Source organism: Pedobacter indicus, from assembly GCF_003449035.1.
Taxonomy (GTDB): Bacteria; Bacteroidota; Bacteroidia; order Sphingobacteriales; family Sphingobacteriaceae; genus Albibacterium; species Albibacterium indicum.
In genome coordinates this window covers 553,263-571,242 of sequence record NZ_QRGB01000001.1, presented here as the reverse complement: position 1 = coordinate 571,242, position 17,980 = coordinate 553,263, and the positions used below count along the sequence as shown (strand labels likewise).

Below are 17,980 nucleotides of genomic sequence, written 5' to 3'. Positions count from 1 at the left end.
ATTATTTGTTATTTATTAATTTTTAATGTTTTACAATGTGAAATTAAGTTCCATCCCAAAATAAGGAGCCGTAAGATCTTGTCTATACTGGGTAATGCCATACGACTCATAGTTCGGTGCGTATTTAAACAGACGGTTTACAAACATGGAAATCCGTACTTTGTTCTTAAATTCTTTCGTAGCTTTTAAATTTACCTGAAGATCGATGGGTACCCTGTATTTTCTAAAGGTACTTTCATGACGCGGAATATTTAGCCACTGCAAGTCGGGATGCGAAAGTTCTGCATCCGTATAAGGGTGCCATTCCTCTTGGATATCCATGTAGGCTGTTGGTCTGCCTGAGTTAAAGTTTTGTTGTCTAACTGTGAACCAAAAGCTCTGAACAGAACTAGAGAGCGTGAGACCCAATTTTGGCAGATAGCTATCTACGATCAAATTCGTGTTAAATTGTTGTCTCACATTTCCAGCATCTTCTTCATAGACACCTACATATTGTCTGACTTTCCCGTCGCTTATCACATTTTGTGTGATAGCCTGGTATGAAGGTTGGGAACTGGCGTAGGTTGATTTGAACCATGCTCCGTTAAGCGTGAAACGCGTATTGATACTGGTAAAACGCTTTGTTGTGAACTGATATTCGATTCCCTCCTTATCCAGAGAACCACCGTTGGTGTTGATTGAATAAACCATGAACTCCCGTGCTTCTTCATATTCGAAATCACTTGTTTCTGGTGCTTCCGTAAGGTTGCCGGCATCAATCGATGTATTGTCATATCTTCTGTAGTCTAATGCTCGATACCTGGAGGTGTTCCGAAAGCCAGAATTCATTTTTTCGTTGAAATAAGTAATCGCCAGTCGGTTGCCCGCAAAGGTAATATCACTATTGATCTCCCATTTCTTATTCACAGCAGCAGCTAGATCGTAGTTGGTCGGATCAGTAATGTAGGTCATCACATTCGCCTTTCTGAATTCAGGATTGTTGTGATAGAAGTTCAGCTGGATAATATCTTCGTAGATTGGATCTGGATATAAATGATTCAATGTTGGCAGCTTGGTGTGAATTCCATATCCGCCTCCAAAGCCAATGGATAGTCTCTGTTGGTTTATTTCCATTTGTGGCAGCGTCCACTTGATATTCAGCCGGGGATCCAAGTGTATTTTATTGGCAATAGAATATTGTTTATCCATGCTCAGCAAGCCCATGCCTCTTAACCCAGCTGATAGGTTGACGGTATGGTCACCGACATACATATGCATGACATCTTCGGCAAAGAAGGAGAGGTTATGCATGGCGGGAATAGAATTAAAAGCTCTTGGACGGGCAGTTTGATCTTGTCTTAATGGAAAATCCAGATCATATACTTGCCCCTCACCGTAGTTCTTGCTGTAATTGGTTTCTGCGCCGACTTTAAACTGATGATTTATTTGTTTTGTTCGGAATTCGAAGTTAGCTCTTGCCTTAACAAAGGCATTGAGGGGTTTGCCATCTACACGAAGTTCAGCAGCGTAACTTGGTGTTACATACCTTGCATCATGCGCGCCTTCTTCAAGTGAATTGATCAACACTGTGGCGGTTCTGGCCTGCGTCCATCTTACGAGGTCAACCAAGTCGTTCTGATAACTGAAGTTGGTAGACAGGTTTAATGACTTTAAAACTGACTTATTGGCAAATTTATAGGTAAAATGATTGCTCAGGGCAACACGATTATAGGTCGATTTGTAGCTATCGGTAAGTGCATAACTATTATCCGGATCAGTACGTTGATTGTCGATTGTAGTCCCGTAATCGATGGAAGCGTTCCAGGCAAATTCACCTTGGTTGGTTTCCCACAACTTTTCTGTGCGGATAGATCCGCTTAAGCGTTTAAAATTTTCGTAATTGTCACGAGGATCCGATTGGGAATCTAAAAAGTCGATATCTGCGTTTAGCGATAGGTTTTTTTCTGGGAAATAGAAACCTTTTCCCGCTGCCATTAATTTACTGAAACCGTCGGCCTTTATTCGAACAGAATAAGGGGTGTTCCCTTTCTTACGGGTAATTTTAACAAGTCCGCTGGTCAAATCTCCATATTCTACGCTGGGAATCCCTCTGACAATTTCGACCGACTCGATTTGGTCGGTAGGAATGGATCGCATATCGACACCCTTGTTTGTTGAATTACGCGATCCGTGGGGGTCTGTGGTAGTAAATCCACTGGTTGTTTGCATATTGGCAGTTGTATTAATGGGGCTGCCGTCTATATAGAACGCTGTTCCGAGCGAACTAATATCATATCCGGCGCTAGCCTCTTCAACTTCCCTGAGCCGGATTTGATTCATGGCCGTCAGTTTAGGGTCAATCGCCCTCCCACCGGGCAGTAGTTCCAATATATCGGTGAAGCTGGATGGCTGAAGGTGCTCCATTGCTTTCCGGTCGATCGTTGAAGAACTCGTCAAGCCTTTAGATTCGGAGGCTGTGATGTAAACGTCGTCAAGAACACGCTGTGCGGGTTCGAGCGTGATATTTATTGTTGTGTCTTTATTGAGAACAAGTTGAATATCTTTGGGTTGGAAGTGTATAGAAGAGATACTTAGCATATAGGAGCCGGCCGGTAAGTTTTCCAGTAAAAACCCACCCTTGTCATCGCTTATCGCCCGGTACTCTGCTGATTGGCTGTTTGCTGTAATCACTAAGAATGAGATTGACTCATTGGTACGACTATTTAATAGCTTTCCCTGAACATTGAATGAGGGATTTTGTGCAAACACGATATTCAACGAGAAGCAAGTGCCGATAATAGCTGACCATAGCCAAATAATTGATTTTCCGTACCTTCTTTTCACTGTGCAGCAGGTGTTCTTATTTAGACTGATTATACGCAGGCGCAAATGTACAGTATTTTAATTAAAATTTGAGTTTCGAAGCGCTTTTAAGTTTTGAGGGTTGTGTTCCAATTTGAAGGTCGTGTTCCCAAAATATTCCAGAATCTAGGCTTAAAATTGTAAAGTTTTTGAGAATCGATGACTAAGCTATTTTTATAATAACATTACCTGTTTTCTGTCCAGTTTCAACATAACGGTGAGCTTCGACGATTTCATCTAAGGGGTATTCTCGATCGATAACAGGTTTGAAGATATTGTTTTCTGCTAATTGACGCAGGTAGATAATATCTTCTTTTTTTGTTGTCGGTATTGGGAATAGTACTCTTTTCCCTCGTTTAAAAGGTGCTAACATCGCTAATAGTATATTCTCCCATCCTTGGCCTAATTCGGTAGATATATACACGCCTTTATCTTTCATTAGAGGTTTGCATTGACCGAAAGAACTTTTGCCTACGGCATCGAAGATAAAATCGAAACGAAGAGTCGTCTTTGTGAAGTCTTGCTTCATATAGTCGATGACCTCGTCGGCCCCTAAGGACTCAATTAGTCTTGTGTTTTTTGTGTTGGAAACAGCTACTACATAGGTGCCTATGTGTTTTAGTAATTGTACTGCGGCTGAGCCGATCGCCCCAGTAGCGCCATACACAAGAACGAAGTCACCCGGCTTTACTCCTGCGGCCCGGATATTGCCGAGTGCATAATGACTGCCTTCAGTAAGGGCTGCTCCTTCAGCATAGCTGAGAGGCAGGGGGAGTGTTGTTACAGCTGCACCTGCGTCAATAACTTTATATTCGGCATGGCCGCCGAAGTTACTATCATCATAACCGAAAACACGGTCTCCAACATTGAACTCCGTTACGGCTTTGCCGATTGCCTCTATTTTTCCGGCAAACTCGCAGCCTAATACCTTGAGCTTTGGTGCAAGTAGTCCACTAAAAAGTCGTGATATGAAATAATCCGCACCGCGGAAACCACAGTCGGTGCGATTTACGGAAGAGGCATATACCTTAATCAGTATTTCATTGTCTTTTGGTTGAGGTTTCAGTGTTTCTTGTAAAGATACTACCTCGGGACCACCGTATCGTTTATAAATCGCTGTTTTCAAATTAGCCTCATTATTGTATTCATCATCGAATATAACAAATGTTTATATCGCTGAGCTAATCTGATTTGTTAAGAAATTAAAAAGAAAAGCTCTCTTGAAAATAAAGAGAGCTTTGTTACTATAGGAAAGGCTTGCTTCTGACTTTCAACGTTTTCTGACCTATGGCAAGATTATTGCGAGGATTAAATGCATCGATTTGATAAGTAAATAGCAAACATTATGGCTCCGCAACCATCGAAGATCTGGGCAGATTATCCGATCAAAGATATTCATAAGTCCAAAGAATTCTATACAAAGCTTGGATTCACAGTCAACGAAAGCGTACACGACGGCGACAGTTTCCTCTCGCTCAACATCGGGGATTCCGGTTTTATTCTGAACCTGTTCCAAACGTCCCGCTTTGAAAATGCCGTAAAAACCAAAGTAGCTGATCAGGGAAACGAAGTGAATTTCAGTATCTCCGCAGAAAGTAAGGAGGAAGTGTTGGAATGGGAGAAAGCACTCGACAGCATTGGTGCCGACATCATCAGCCGTCCCGAACAGATGAAAGAAGGCTGGTGGGTCATGCGCTTTGCGGATCCCGACGGACACAGGTGGGTCGTATTGAACATGTAAAACACATAAGAAATGAAGACAAAAACGATCAATCAGGAGGTCAAGATCAATGCAAGTGCGGAAAAGGTCTGGCAAGTATTATGGGAGAAAGAATCCTATAAAAAATGGGCAGCAGCTTATACGGACGGATCACATTACACCGGTGATCTCCAACAGGGAGGGCGGGTACAATTCCTCGACCCAAATAACAACGGTATGGAAAGCGAGGTGCATTCCCTGACCGAAAACCGGAAGATAACCTTCCATCACCTGCATGAACTCGAAGCCGGAAAAGAAGGACAGAAGCTCGGCAACTTAGTGGAAAAATATGAGCTTGAAGAGCAAGATGGTGTTACCACACTATCCGTAACCTCGGACATGCCGGAGAAATACTTTGCCGATTTAGACGCCGGAACAGCAAAGGCATTGCAAATAGTAAAGGAATTGGCAGAAGCGTAACTGCAACTTTTTCTTTTTCCAGGAGCTATCTGGAACAAAAAAACGCCTTAACGATACTGATAAGGCGTTTAATGGTTGTGCGTCCTATTATAAAAGTAGCCCCGACGGGAATCGAACCCATATCTAAAGTTTAGGAAACTTCTATTCTATCCGTTGAACTACAGGGCCTGGTTGATCCCACAAAAATAGCATTTCAAATAGGATTTTCTGAGAAAAATAGGATATAAATGTATTTTTGTGTGTTATTGCGTATAGTAATATCAAGCTTATGTCATTATAAATTTTAGCTATAGGTTATCGTTATAAAAGATGTTCTTATCCCTTTCTATTTCTTATCTTTGCAGCACGAAAAAGGAACAAATTAAATTATAATTATTATGAGTTTAGTAGGAAAAAAATTCCCCAACATTACAGTAGATGCCATGGATCACATGGGCGATGACTTAAAGATCAACATTTTTCAAGAAGCGACTTCGAAGGGAAAGAAAGTATTATTGTTTTGGTACCCTAAAGATTTTACTTTCGTTTGTCCAACTGAATTGCATGCTTTCCAGGAAGCATTGCCTGAATTTGAAAAAAGGAATACCATTGTTATCGGGGCATCATGTGATACGAATGAAGTTCACTTCGCTTGGTTGAATACAGAAAAAGACAACGGAGGAATCGAAGGTGTAACGTACCCGATTTTAGCAGATACCACTCGTAACTTAGCGAATATATTAGGTATTCTGGACGTACAGAAAGCTGAATATGACGAACAGTTGGATTCATTGATTATCGAAGGATCGAACGTTACTTTTAGAGCGACTTATCTGATCGATGAAGATGGAAAAGTATTCCACGAAAGCGTGAACGATATGCCACTAGGCCGTAATGTTAAAGAATATATCCGTCTGATTGATGCTTATGCTCACGTACAGAAGTTTGGTGAGGTTTGTCCCGCAAACTGGGAAGAAGGAAAAGAAGCTATGAACGCTAATAGAGATGGCGTTGCAAGTTATCTAGCGGCACATTAATAAAAATAAGATTATGGTAGTAGAATTAGATAATGATAATTTGGCGGAGATCGTCGGAGGAGAGGATGTTGTATTGGTACAGTATTCAGCTTCTTGGTGCGGGAACTGCAGAATTATGAAACCAAAATTTAAAAAATTGGCTGGTGAGAATGAAGGAATGAAATTTGTCATCGCAGATGCAGAAAAATTTCCTGAATCTAGAAAGCTGGCTGATGTAAGTAATTTGCCAACTTTTGCGGCCTTTAAAGGTGGTAAGTTGGTGAATCAGATTCAAACAAATAAGTTGGATCCATTAACGCAATTAGTGAATGAAGTTACCAGTAATTAAACATTTAACTCAATTTATTGAGGAGAATGATGAGGACTTTGTAATAGAGACCATCGAAACTCTGGAATCATTGACGGAGGCGCCGGGATTGAAGGATGACGAAATTGATGTTATCGGAGAGTTGATCTCCAATATGTATGGCGCTGTTGAAGTGAATAAATTAATTAAGGAAGAGGGGTTAGATAAGAAAGATGCGCTTAATAGCTTTATGAAGCGCGTTTTGGGCTCTATCGACAAGTAAGATGATTGCCTTAACGTAAGGGGTTATCCACACAAAAGTGTGGATAACCCCTTTTTTGTTGAAAAGTTGTTGCCTTCGTAGAAGATTTTTTACTTAATTTTATAAACGTTATAGGATAAGCTTAAAGTGTTATTAGTGAGAATTATAGCTTTAAGGGAACCAAAAAATTTTTAATTGTTGATTTTTAGAAAGAGGAAGCTTTAGGGGGTTTCCTCTTTCTTTTTTTAGAACTACTGGAATTAAAGAAGTCGGACAACCATCGGATTGTTCAGGTTAATAACCATATTTGTATTATGAACCGTGGTTGTCTATATCTAATTCCTGTACCTTTGGGGCCTGATAATGCGAAAGCTTCTTTTACACCTTATCTTTCCGACACAATAAACGAGATAAGTGAATATATCGTTGAGAACGAGAAAACGGCCAGGAAGTTTTTGAAACAGGCAGGTCTTAAGTTGCCTCAGAATCAGCTTGTTATACACGACTACGGGAAGCATAAAAGGGGGAATACCTCAATTAAGGATTACTTTCAAGGCTTATTGTCTGGCAAGGATGTTGGCCTAATGAGCGAAGCTGGTTGTCCGGGTATAGCCGATCCGGGATCGGAAATTATCGCCCATGCTCACAAACTAGGTATACGTGTTGTTCCGCTTGTAGGACCGAATTCTATTATTTTAGCCTTGATGGCTTCGGGTTTTAATGGCCAGCGTTTCACGTTTCACGGGTATCTCCCAATTGATAAGGAGCAACGGCGGAGGCAGCTGATTTATGCTGAGAAGAACGCGATAAAACGACAAGAAACACAAATCTTTATCGAAACCCCATTTCGAAATAATGCGCTTTTAGAAGATATCCAAAAGCACTGTAATGATCACACAAGGCTATGTGTCGCATGTGATTTGACTACATCAGATGAGATTATCATCAGTGAGCCTGTCAAAGACTGGAAAAAAAGGAAAATAGATTTTCATAAAAGGCCGGCGATCTTTTTATTGTACAGATGAAGTTTACCAATAAGAATGTCGATTTAATCATCGTTGGGGTGAATTCCGCTACCTTGCTTTTAGCTAGTCAGTTAGTAAAGTATGGTATTCGACCAACGATTATTGACGCGCGCAAAGGCTTATCGAGTAACTCGTCAGTTATTACGTTAGACCGGATATCGCTTGATATTCTAAGCCGGCTAGGATTCGGACAAGTTCCATTAGAGTCTGGAAGTGAGTGCGAAGGCCTGACAGTACAATCTGATGGACAGGTCTTGAGGTATTTTGATTTCAGCAACAACTTACATCTGTCGGCTCAAAACTCGTTTGTGAATCTTGAACAAGAGAAAATCGATAAGGTTTTATTATCCTACCTAGGGTCACAAGTATGTCCGGTATATTGGGACTCAAAGGTTACCGCGATACAGCAAGATAATAATGGCGTTAACGTCATGATACAGCAGGCGGGCCAGCCGCACGGGGTAAGAGCCGAATGGGTAGTTAGCTCGGACAGGTCTGACGCTTCCATATATGGAAGTCTGGAAGCGGATTATAAAAGATGGATTTTTAAAAGGCCGATATTCGTGTCCGAAATTGAACCCGATGAGCAAGTCGACAAAGATCAGCATCTTGTTCTTATGAAGAGGGGTTTTATGTTTGCGGAGCCCAGCGAACGTATAAATCGATATAAACTATTGAGTACAAGCAAGGGTGAAACCGCTATCGAGGTCAAAGCGTCGGCTTCGATAGCGGGTGCATATATGCGCGAACGATGTATTTTTTTAGGGGAAACCAATTTCGATAGTTTCAGTCTGTTTCGATCATCAGTGAATATACACTTTCAGGACGTGTGCAATTTAAGTTGGAAGCTGGCTCTCGCGCTTTTGGGAAAGATCGACAAGTCAATTCTTACATCATATGAACTTGAACGCAGACCTGTAGCAATGAGGTCTTTCAAGAGAAACTATTGGCTAATGAAGATATTACTCTACAAAGGTAAAATTCTTTCTAAAGTCCGTCAGAAGTTTTTATTGAAAAGTTTGGATCAGTTGCTCAACTCGAAAGATCATTATCGAGCGAGTAGCTTGTCTTTGCATCACTCTCTATCCGAGAATATCGTTTCAGGCGATCGATTGCCAAACCTGACAATTTATGATGAAAGGAAAGGTAACGAAACTAGTTTACATGAATGGATCGAAAAACCTGGCTTTGTTTTATTATTGATTGGTAGCTTGTCGAGTCATCTGCGATTTAAAATTGGGCAATGGGTGAAACAAAAATATGCTACCTATATGCATATTTATTACCTTCCTTTCTCAGATAAGAATAAACATGTTTTCGAAGCGTTCGAGATAAATCCTGAGCAGCATAGGATGGTGCTTATTCGTCCAGACGGATATATTGCATTTATCAATGACGTTCTAAACGCAACATTGGTTGATACCTATATGGAAGGGATATTGAAATGGAGATATTAACCGTAGAGCCCTTTGCTGTCGATGAACTGAGCCACTGCATCCGGCACGAAAAACTTAATGCTTTTTCGATTGGCTACTGATTTTCTAATGAAGGTTGAAGAGAGCTCCATCAAAGGGGTATCAGTTATTGTAATAGAGGGGTGTTGAGCCATTTCTCCATCCTCAAATCCCGGCCGGGGATATACAAATACCTTGTAGTCACGAAGAATAACTTCATAGTTTTTCCACTTTTTTAAACTTACCAGGTTGTCAGAACCCATAATAAGGATGAATTCCTTTTTCGGATAGCGTTCCTTCAGATGAATCAGTGTGTCGATGGTATAGGAAGGTTGATTTAACCGGAACTCAAAGTCGCTGCTTCGAATATTTTCGGTGTCCTGTATCGCTAAATTCACCATCTCTAAACGATCGTACATATTAGCCAGGTTACTCTTTTTCTTTAGTGGGTTATGTGGTGAGACCATCAACCAAACCTCGTTCAAATCAGTGTAATTAGCCATATAATTGGCTATAATCAGATGTCCTGTATGAATAGGGTTGAAGGAGCCAAAAAATAAGCCTATTTTATTCATGATTCGTTATTTCTGTCAAACAGGAAATTCTCTATCAGCTGTTCAGCTCTTTCGCATGCTTTTTCTAGGTTGTCATTCTCCAGTATTACATCAAATTGATCAGCATATTCAAGTTCCTTTTTTGCTTTCTCGATTCGCTCGTTTAACTTATCAATTGTGTCGGTCCCTCTCCCAAAAAGCCGCTTAGAAAGAACTTCCAATGATGGGGGTTGCACAAATATTGCTAAAGCTTTCTCCTTGAATTTGTTTTTAAGATGCAATCCTCCAATTACATCGATATCAAACATAACAGCTTTTTGACCTGCCCATATTCTTTCGATTTCTGATCGGAGCGTGCCATAGTAGGTGCCGGCATAGACTTCTTCGAATTCAACGAACTCTTTTTGGGCAATCTTGTGAAGAAAATCTTCCTGTGAGATAAAATAATAATCTTTCCCATCTACCTCATTTTCTCGTGGCTGGCGCGTGCAAGCAGATATGGAGAAAGCGAGCTGATCAGCATATTTAGAGAGGAGGTGTCTGACAATGGTCGTTTTCCCAGCACCCGAGGGAGCAGAAAAAATAATTAACTTTTCATTCATTTTATAAAACGTTCAAAAGTTGTTCTTTGATTTTTTCTAATTCTTCTTTCATCCTAACAACGATCTGTTGAATTTCAGCGTGGTTTGCTTTGGACCCCAGGGTATTGATTTCCCGACCCATCTCTTGAGAGATGAAGTTTAATTTTTTACCATTCGCGTCTTCGCTGTCAAGCGCTTTACTAAAATAATTGCAGTGGCTTTTCAGACGTACTTTTTCCTCCGTAATGTCGAGTTTGTCAATATAATAAATGAGCTCTTGTTCAAAGCGATTTTTGTCCACATTTTCTTTCCCAACGGTATCGTCAAGGTAATTGATGATCCTTTCGCGGATTAGAGGTACGCGACTCGTTTCTTTGATTTCGATTTCGGCTAAATACTCGAGGATCTTTGCTGTTCGCATTGTTAGGTCAGCCTTCAATACTTCCCCTTCGTCTTTACGAAACTTGTCAAACTCGTTCGTGGCTTCTAAAAAAACACTATAGATATTGTTCCAGGCAGTTTCATCTGCTTTTTCTTCTTTGTGACCGATTACCTCGGGAAGATCGAGAACTGTAGATAATAGGTTGTCGTGACTCGCGCCCACTTCATCTGCAACTTCTTTTAATTCATTGTAATAGAATATTGCCAAAGGCTTGTTGATGCTAGCCGCATTTAGAGCCGGGTCATTATGTTCAGCGGTAATGGTCAGGTTGATCTTTCCTCGCTCCAAAAGTCGGGAACACTCATTTCTCAGAAATAGTTCTCTGTCCGAAAATGATTTAGGAACTTTTAGATTTAACTCTAAAAATTTAGAATTTAGTGATTTTATTTCAACCGTATAATGCCCGTATTGAGTGTCTGAATGAGCAATACCGTAGCCAGTCATTGATTTGATCATTCGCAAAGATAGCGTAAATTCTTTTAACATTTTTTAGCATACTCTTTGTACCCTTTTCTTTAAGTTTGGAGAATTGAATGCTCAATGAACAGATTATACAGATTTCTATGTCCTTTTTTCCTGTTGCTTCCGTTAGTTGGTTTTACCCAACAGACGGTTCGAGGTGTTGTTCTTAATGCCTCGAACGATACTCGGATAGGCGATGTCGAGATCAGGAACATAAGAACACATGATCGCTTTATGACGAATTCACTCGGTCTGTTTAATATTGTAGGTGAACTGGGTGATACATTGCGGATATTCAAAGAGGGTTATAACGAGCAGAATGCCATACTTTCCTCTGAAGAAGATCTTATTGTACGACTTCGGCCTATATCAACGCAGTTGAAAACCGTCAATGTTTTCGGGGAAACTAAGGAACAGCGAATGGAAGATGTGCTGGAACAATATCGAAAGCAGGGTAGTTATTATGACGGAAAGCCTCCGACGCTAGCGTATATATTCAACCCCATCTCTGCTTTGAGCGAGAGATTCGGTAAGGCAGGAAGGAGATCGCGTAGATTTCAAGATTACATGAGCTATGAACAGGATCAGTTGGTTGTCGATCGAAAGTTCAACCGTTCGCTGATAGCTTCGTTAACGAATTTGGACGGTGAAGACCTAGATAATTTCGTGATCATTTATCGTCCTTCTTACGAGCGGGCGCGAAATTGGAGCGAATATGACGTCACAAACTATGTAATGAAAGCTTTTGAACAATTCGAAAAAAATGGACGCCCTGCTGCGCCTAAGTTGCCGGATTTTAAAGCACCTGACTTAAGTGAATAATGACTAATGCGGCAATAATTTGATTTCAAATAGCGTATTCCATTTCTTACCCGTAACGAATATCCGGTCTTGATTTTTGTCATAAGCAATGCCATTTAGAACATCGGTATCTGGCTTATGGTCTTTCTGCGGTAGCAGACCTATCAAATTGAGTTCACCTTCAACGACTCCGGTAGCCGGGTCGATAATGGCGATTTTGTCAGTTAGATAAATATTAGCGTAAATTTTTCCGTTAATGAACTCCAGCTCATTGAGATTATCGACCGCACCGCTTTGGTTGTACACATCAATATATTCACCTGTTTCAGCATAGCTATCCTTATCTAAAAAGTAAAGTCGATTAGATCCGTCAGATTTGATAAGTTTCTCTCCATCATAACATATACCCCAGCCTTCTCGGCTCGCCTGATAGTTAAACTCTTTTAATTTTTCAAAAGAAGTCAAGTCATATACCAAACCAATGCCTTCTCGCCAAGTGAGCTGTAGGATTTTATTGTCGACGATGGTCAACCCTTCCCCGAATTGTGACTGTGGGAGGTCTACTTTCTGAACGACTTCTCCTGTTTTGAGATTTACTTTACGGAGGCTTGAATGTCCATACTCGCCGGTACTTTCATAAAGAAAACCGTCCTTATATTCTAAACCTTGTGTGTATGCTCCATTATCGTGCGGGAAACTATTAACCACTGAAAAGCTGAATTGCTCCGGAGCTTGTTGTGGTAGTACGGTTACCGAAACTTTTCGTTCCGTAAGTTCCCCATTTTGATAATGTTTAGCGATCAGTTGTTGTGAGCCGTAGCGTAGTTTACTACTATCAAAATAGATTGGGTCATTACCGTTACTTTTTTCGATTACACTGTCATTCACATAATAGACAATCGAATCCGTTTGTTCTGATTCGGGAACATTCAGCTGGAGTTTGATCGTATCACCCAAATAGATATTACCCGGTTCAGGACTGATAAATGTGATTCCAGATGTTTTCTTCTGGCTATTGCAGCCTGTAGAGATCACAAAGGATAGAAAAAATATAAAAAGGAATAGATTTCTCATGAGAATTCAATATATCGCTAAAATAATGATTTATGATTAAATTACTTACTCCGGCCAAAAAGCATCACGAATATGCTCTACTGTCAATCCGTTTTTTTGATCTGAGATAATAGAAATAATATCAAAACGTATATCTCCCTGATGCTTTTTATAGGAAATATATAGATTAGCTGCACGGTTAAGCTTTTGTTGTTTGTGGTAATTTACAGCTTCGAAAGGTAGTCCGTATCGGGTACTTTTCCTCGTTTTTACTTCCATAAACACCAATATGTCGTTGTCCATGGCGATGATGTCGACTTCAAGATGCTTATACCGCCAGTTAACCTCCAAAATTTTGTAGCCAATTTCCTTTACAAATCGGCATGCTTCGGCTTCTCCAATTCGGCCTGTTTCTAAATGTGTCGACATGTTTACCTACTAATAACCGTTCCTAAAAAATCAAGTGTTTCTTTTTCTACCTCTTTAAGTTTCTGATACTTATGCAGTAATATTGACATGTTATCTGGGTCGGATTCTTGTTTCATCTCCTCACGCACCTGCTGTATCCGTTCATCGATCTTTCGCCTCTTCATCCTAAAGATCGCTCTCACCACGGCATCTTTCAGGTTATCGGTTTCTTGCTTTACATAAATCTGTCGTTTATCATCATTCCAATTAGGGCTTAATGTATAAGGGGTCGACAATAAAGAAACTGCAAGGCTCGATATTTTTTTATCCGGATGGGTTATAAAGTACCGATTTTCTGGTAGATCTTGTTTATTAACGAAATCAATATAGATGTCTAAAATTTTTTTTGATTCAGGGTGGCTAAACTCGATGTCTTGCAGAGATGAAAGAATTAATACAGCAATGGGATAATTGTCATTTTCTAACCAGGTTGCTGGCTGTTCTCCATATTGCAAAAGGAGCCGTATAATCTCTTTTTCTTGCAGATCGTTCGCATTTATTGAGGGAGGTGAATCAGGCGTCGCTTCTCCATTGATTAAAGCGGACTGTGACTCAGTCGGCTCTTCGGGTATTTCTGACTTGGTAGACGGCCGCTTCCTAGACTGTTGCAGTTTTATTTTGTTTAACTCCGTAATGAGAATACGCTCTTCGATATCCAGTTTAACGCTGCAATTACGGATGAATAAAGAAGCTTTTATTGGATCTGGAATAAGTGCGATACTCTCGACGATCTCTCGGATAACGCCGGCGCGCTTAATCGGGTCATCTCCCGCTTCATCCAATAAAACCTGGGTCTTAAAGGAAATAAAGTCGTGTTGATTTTGACTGACATATTCTTCAAAGCTTTTAGGTCCGTGCTTTTGTATATATGAGTCAGGGTCATTCCCTTCAGGAAAAAGAAGGATCTTAACATTCAGGCCTTCCTTTAGCAACATGTCCGTTCCTCGCAGCGATGCTTTTATGCCGGCTGCATCACCATCATAGAGCATGGTGACGTTGCTCGTAAATCTCCCAATTAATTTGATCTGTTCCGTTGTAAGCGAGGTTCCGGAAGAGGCAACCACATTCTCTATTCCCGCCTGATGCATCGATAGGACATCCGCGTACCCTTCTACTAAATAGCATGTGTCCGCCGTGCTTATCGCTTTTTTAGCAAAGTATAAACCATATAGGACAGCTGACTTATGGTAAATGTCGCTTTCGGGAGAGTTGACATATTTCGGAACTTTCTTGTCGGTTTTCAGTGTTCTTCCACCAAAGCCCAAGGTTCTTCCGGTCATGTTATGAATTGGGAACATGACTCTGCCACGAAAGCGATCGTAAGTTTTGCCACCTTCTTTCTGGATAATCAGTCCAGTGTTCGACAGATACTCATCATCGAAGCCCTCTGCTTTCGCATGTTGGTACAGGTAATCCCAACTTTCCGGAGAATATCCTAATTCAAATTTCTTAATAATATCATCCCGGTAGCCGCGTTCCCGAAAATAGCTTAGCCCGATCGCTTTTCCCTCATCCGTATCCCATAATGTTTTCTGAAAAAGTTCTGCTGCCCAATTGGTTACAATATAAAGGCTTTCCCGTCGGTCATGCACCAACTGTTGTTCTTCACTTTGCTCTTCTTCCTCTACCTCAATATTATATTTTTTTGCCAGATAGCGGATAGCCTCCGGATAGGAATACTTTTCATGTTTCATCACAAAGTCGACCGCGTGGCCACCTTCGCCGCAACCGAAACACTTATAAATACCCTTGCCTATGGAAACATTGAAAGAGGGGGTTTTTTCGTTATGGAAAGGGCATAAACCGATCAGGCTCGTTCCTCGCTTTTTTAAGTCCACAAAGTCACCGACTACCTCTTCTATACGGATGGTATCAAATACTTTATCGATGGTACGTTGCTTTATCACTCAAAAAAGTCCTCCAACGTAAAGTTAGTTAATTTTCTTTATTGGGTGTGTCTTTTGTCTCAGGCAACGTTTCGGAAGCAGCTTCGGCGTTAGGTTTCTGCTCGGTATTCATCGGCTTTAAGGCCAACGCGTCACTACCCGCAACATCCTCAAATATGGTTAAATCGAAATATTCGACGGAAGCAAGTAAGTGGTCAAATATGTCTGAAAGAATGCGCTCATATTCGGCCCATTTGACCGTATCTGTAAACGTATAGACCTCAAATGGCAAGCCTTTATGGGTCGGGTCCAACTGTCTTACCATAATCGTCATCCTTTTATTAACATCCGGATGCGTATGCAGATACCATTCTATATATTTTCTAAAGAGGCCTGCGTTTGTCAGGTTTCTTCCGTTAACACGCAGGGTTCTATCCAGACCTAGTTTTTCATTATGTTTTCTGATTTCCTCCTGACGCTCGTCTATATAATCTGCGATACCATGTATTTTTTTAAAATGATCAAGCTCGTCCTCTTCCAGAAAGCGTATCGATGATTGTTTGACTGTGACCGACCTTTTAATTCGCCGACCGCCAGTCATTTGCATTCCGCGATAATTATGAAAGGCATCGGATATCAGCGCATAGGTTGGAACCGTCGTAATCGTTTTGTCCCAGTTCTGAATCTTTACGGTGGTGAGATTGATTTCCAATACATCGCCATCCGTTCCGTATTTCGGCATGGCAATCCAATCGCCAATGCGTACCATATCATTCGTTGTAACTTGTATACTGGCAGCGAACCCTTTAATAGTATCTTGGAAAATCAATAATAATACGGCTGATGTAGCACCCAGGATGGCAAAGAATTCTAGCGGTGAATTTTGCGTGATCCGTACGTACATGAAAATTGCACCAAAGAAAAATAATACAAAGGTTAGAATTTGTAAAAAACTCTCCATCGGTCGGAATCTAAACACTTCATTTTTCTCTTTGAGCACATCGATAAGAGCTCTTGCTATGGAGGTCACGATGGATACGGTCATGAAAACGGAATATAGGTCGGTTAACAAGGACAACGGGCGTATCCAAACCGGGTAACTCTCAAAAACAATGGGTAAACTGGCGTGGACTAAGCTAACGGGTGCAATAAGCGCCAAATAATGAGCGAAGCGGTGCGCACGCAAATAGTTTAGGAAAGAGGTTTTATTTTTACTGGATACTCGGTCAAGAACTACACGGAATATACTTCTAACAATACTATGTACGACAAAGACAAGTATTAATAAAATAGTCAGCAAAACGAGGCAGTTAACCAGAGCTGCCCAATCCTGTGAAACGCCCCATTTGACGAGCATGTCATAGGAGTATCTGCTTATAAAATTAGATGATTTTTCCAGGTTATTACCTAGATCGTCGGATAATACGTCCATACTAAAAAAAGTTTGTGCGGATTAAAAAATAAAAAGAATAAGATCTATTAATTGCCTAGTTGCTTAACGCCAATATAGGCCATTAAACCAGTACTTAACTGGAGTGCTTCTTCGTCGATATCGAAGGTTGGTGTGTGAACAGCCGAAGTTATATCTCTTTCTTCGTTTCGTGTTCCCAAGCGATAGAAGCAAGCATCCGCCTGTTGTGAATAGTATGCAAAATCCTCAGCAGCAAGCCAAAGATCAAGGTCGACTACATTCTCCTTACCGAGAAAATCTTCGGCAAAAGAACGTACAGAAGCTGTTAATTTCGGCTCGTTCACTAAAAACGGATAGCCATTTCTGATTTCAAATTCACAACGTGCGCCCATGCTCTCCGCCATCCCCTCTGCCATTTTCTTCATATGTTGGTGTGCTTCTTTTCGCCACTTTTCGTCAAACGTTCTGAAAGTTCCCTCCAGATACACTTCATTGGGGATTACATTGGTCGCACCTTCCGCTATAATTTTTCCAAAAGATAGTACGGAAGGTATTTTGGGGTCACCGATTCGACTAACAATTTGCTGAAGAGCGGTTATAATGTGTGCGGTGATAACTATCGGATCGACGTTCTCCTGTGGCTGTGCACCGTGCCCACCTTTTCCGATAACGCGTACATAAAGCTCATCTGACGATGCCATGTACTTTCCAGACCGGAAGCCTACCTTACCTTTCTCGATAAGAGGCATGACGTGTTGACCGACCACAGCTTCAGGAACAGGTTTTTCGAGAACGCCTTCTTTAATAAGCAGGCTAGCCCCTCCCGGTAATTTTTCTTCACCAGGCTGGAATATCAGCTTAATAGTACCGCCGAATTTATCTTTTAAACGCGTCAAGATTTTAGCAGTACCAAGTAAAGATGAGGTATGAACGTCGTGTCCGCAGGCATGCATGACACCGGGCTTGGTAGAGCCATAACTTCTTCCATCGACTTCCTGTATCGGTAGAGCATCCATATCCGCACGTAATGCGACGACTCTGTCCGAAGGCAGATCGCCCTTAATCAATCCAATTACGCCCGTATTAGCCATGCTTTCCCAAGGAATACCAAGCTCATCGAGTTTTTCTTTTATAAAAGAGGAGGTATTGAACTCTTTGAATGACAACTCAGGATTCGCATGCAAATGTCTTCTGTTTTGTACCGTTTCCGAATGAATTTGTTTCGCTAGTTCTTTTATCTCTTCTTGCAGCATAATTTG

The 17,980-nt window shown here is 41.0% G+C and carries 18 protein-coding genes and 1 tRNA gene; 8 read left to right on the top strand and 11 right to left on the bottom strand.

Going from position 1 to position 17,980, the window contains the following annotated elements:
* Positions 1 to 30: 30 nt before the first annotated feature.
* Both D3P12_RS02685 and D3P12_RS02680 read right to left on the bottom strand, forming a co-directional pair.
* Entirely contained in the window at positions 31 to 2,823 is a 2,793-nt protein-coding gene (locus D3P12_RS02685; protein ID WP_165438716.1) for a TonB-dependent receptor, read from the bottom strand.
* A gap of 181 nt (positions 2,824 to 3,004) precedes the next feature.
* Positions 3,005 to 3,967: an NAD(P)-dependent alcohol dehydrogenase gene (locus tag D3P12_RS02680; RefSeq protein WP_118193543.1), complete on the bottom strand. Its 963-nt coding sequence runs from the start codon at positions 3,965 to 3,967 to the stop codon at positions 3,005 to 3,007.
* Between the two features lie 219 nt (positions 3,968 to 4,186).
* On the opposite strand from D3P12_RS02680, the gene D3P12_RS02675 reads away from it, so the two are divergent.
* Positions 4,187 to 4,582, top strand: a complete 396-nt coding sequence (locus D3P12_RS02675; RefSeq protein ID WP_118193542.1) for a VOC family protein — start codon at positions 4,187 to 4,189, stop codon at positions 4,580 to 4,582.
* 12 nt (positions 4,583 to 4,594) lie between these two features.
* Positions 4,595 to 5,020, top strand: coding sequence for an SRPBCC family protein (locus tag D3P12_RS02670; RefSeq protein WP_118193541.1), 426 nt, complete (start codon positions 4,595 to 4,597; stop codon positions 5,018 to 5,020).
* A 96-nt stretch (positions 5,021 to 5,116) separates the two neighbouring features.
* On the opposite strand, the gene D3P12_RS02665 is transcribed toward D3P12_RS02670, so the two are convergent.
* Positions 5,117 to 5,188: transfer RNA gene (locus tag D3P12_RS02665), tRNA-Arg, on the bottom strand.
* A gap of 209 nt (positions 5,189 to 5,397) precedes the next feature.
* Between D3P12_RS02665 and D3P12_RS02660 the strand changes: the two genes are divergently transcribed.
* The 5 genes from D3P12_RS02660 (at position 5,398) to D3P12_RS02640 (ending at position 9,066) form a co-directional block, all read left to right on the top strand.
* Positions 5,398 to 6,036 carry a peroxiredoxin gene (locus tag D3P12_RS02660; protein ID WP_118193540.1) on the top strand — a complete coding sequence of 213 codons (639 nt, stop codon included), beginning with the start codon at positions 5,398 to 5,400 and terminating at the stop codon, positions 6,034 to 6,036.
* A 13-nt stretch (positions 6,037 to 6,049) separates the two neighbouring features.
* The gene (locus D3P12_RS02655; protein ID WP_118193539.1) at positions 6,050 to 6,364 is read left to right on the top strand and encodes a thioredoxin family protein; all 315 of its coding nucleotides are present in this window, start codon (positions 6,050 to 6,052) and stop codon (positions 6,362 to 6,364) included.
* Positions 6,345 to 6,605, top strand: coding sequence for a DUF6952 family protein (locus D3P12_RS02650; RefSeq protein WP_118193538.1), 261 nt, complete (start codon positions 6,345 to 6,347; stop codon positions 6,603 to 6,605). The genes D3P12_RS02655 and D3P12_RS02650 overlap by 20 nt, the downstream gene beginning before the upstream one ends.
* A gap of 293 nt (positions 6,606 to 6,898) precedes the next feature.
* Positions 6,899 to 7,609: an SAM-dependent methyltransferase gene (locus D3P12_RS02645; RefSeq protein WP_118193537.1), complete on the top strand. Its 711-nt coding sequence runs from the start codon at positions 6,899 to 6,901 to the stop codon at positions 7,607 to 7,609.
* Positions 7,606 to 9,066: an FAD-dependent monooxygenase gene (locus D3P12_RS02640; RefSeq protein ID WP_118193536.1), complete on the top strand. Its 1,461-nt coding sequence runs from the start codon at positions 7,606 to 7,608 to the stop codon at positions 9,064 to 9,066. Before D3P12_RS02645 ends, D3P12_RS02640 begins: the two co-directional genes overlap by 4 nt.
* Here D3P12_RS02640 and nadD read toward each other — a convergent pair.
* Genes nadD through D3P12_RS02625 form a run of 3 tightly spaced genes read right to left on the bottom strand, consistent with a single transcriptional unit; the run spans position 9,063 to position 11,084 of the window.
* A complete protein-coding gene (nadD, locus tag D3P12_RS02635) occupies positions 9,063 to 9,638 on the bottom strand; it encodes a nicotinate (nicotinamide) nucleotide adenylyltransferase (RefSeq protein WP_118193535.1) in 576 nt (191 codons plus the stop codon). The two genes, D3P12_RS02640 and nadD, sit on opposite strands and share 4 nt — an antisense overlap.
* Positions 9,635 to 10,219: a guanylate kinase gene (gene gmk, locus D3P12_RS02630; RefSeq protein WP_118193534.1), complete on the bottom strand. Its 585-nt coding sequence runs from the start codon at positions 10,217 to 10,219 to the stop codon at positions 9,635 to 9,637. The genes nadD and gmk overlap by 4 nt, the downstream gene beginning before the upstream one ends.
* A 1-nt stretch (position 10,220) precedes the next feature.
* Positions 10,221 to 11,084, bottom strand: coding sequence for a YicC/YloC family endoribonuclease (locus tag D3P12_RS02625; RefSeq protein ID WP_165438748.1), 864 nt, complete (start codon positions 11,082 to 11,084; stop codon positions 10,221 to 10,223).
* A gap of 96 nt (positions 11,085 to 11,180) precedes the next feature.
* Between D3P12_RS02625 and D3P12_RS02620 the strand changes: the two genes are divergently transcribed.
* A complete protein-coding gene (locus tag D3P12_RS02620) occupies positions 11,181 to 11,924 on the top strand; it encodes a hypothetical protein (protein ID WP_118193532.1) in 744 nt (247 codons plus the stop codon).
* A 3-nt stretch (positions 11,925 to 11,927) separates the two neighbouring features.
* On the opposite strand, the gene D3P12_RS02615 is transcribed toward D3P12_RS02620, so the two are convergent.
* The 5 genes from D3P12_RS02615 to D3P12_RS02595 are packed head-to-tail and all read right to left on the bottom strand — an operon-like array spanning position 11,928 to position 17,974.
* A complete protein-coding gene (locus D3P12_RS02615; protein WP_118193531.1) occupies positions 11,928 to 12,977 on the bottom strand; it encodes a glutaminyl-peptide cyclotransferase in 1,050 nt (349 codons plus the stop codon).
* A 45-nt stretch (positions 12,978 to 13,022) separates the two neighbouring features.
* Positions 13,023 to 13,385: a YraN family protein gene (locus D3P12_RS02610; RefSeq protein WP_118193530.1), complete on the bottom strand. Its 363-nt coding sequence runs from the start codon at positions 13,383 to 13,385 to the stop codon at positions 13,023 to 13,025.
* A gap of 2 nt (positions 13,386 to 13,387) precedes the next feature.
* Complete coding sequence (dnaG, locus tag D3P12_RS02605; protein WP_118193529.1) at positions 13,388 to 15,331, bottom strand: DNA primase; 1,944 nt, start codon at positions 15,329 to 15,331, stop codon at positions 13,388 to 13,390.
* 28 nt (positions 15,332 to 15,359) lie between these two features.
* Positions 15,360 to 16,742 carry a mechanosensitive ion channel family protein gene (locus D3P12_RS02600; protein WP_118193528.1) on the bottom strand — a complete coding sequence of 461 codons (1,383 nt, stop codon included), beginning with the start codon at positions 16,740 to 16,742 and terminating at the stop codon, positions 15,360 to 15,362.
* Positions 16,743 to 16,789: 47 nt separating this feature from the next.
* Complete coding sequence (locus D3P12_RS02595) at positions 16,790 to 17,974, bottom strand: M20 metallopeptidase family protein (RefSeq protein WP_118193527.1); 1,185 nt, start codon at positions 17,972 to 17,974, stop codon at positions 16,790 to 16,792.
* Between the last annotated feature and the right edge of the window lie 6 nt (positions 17,975 to 17,980).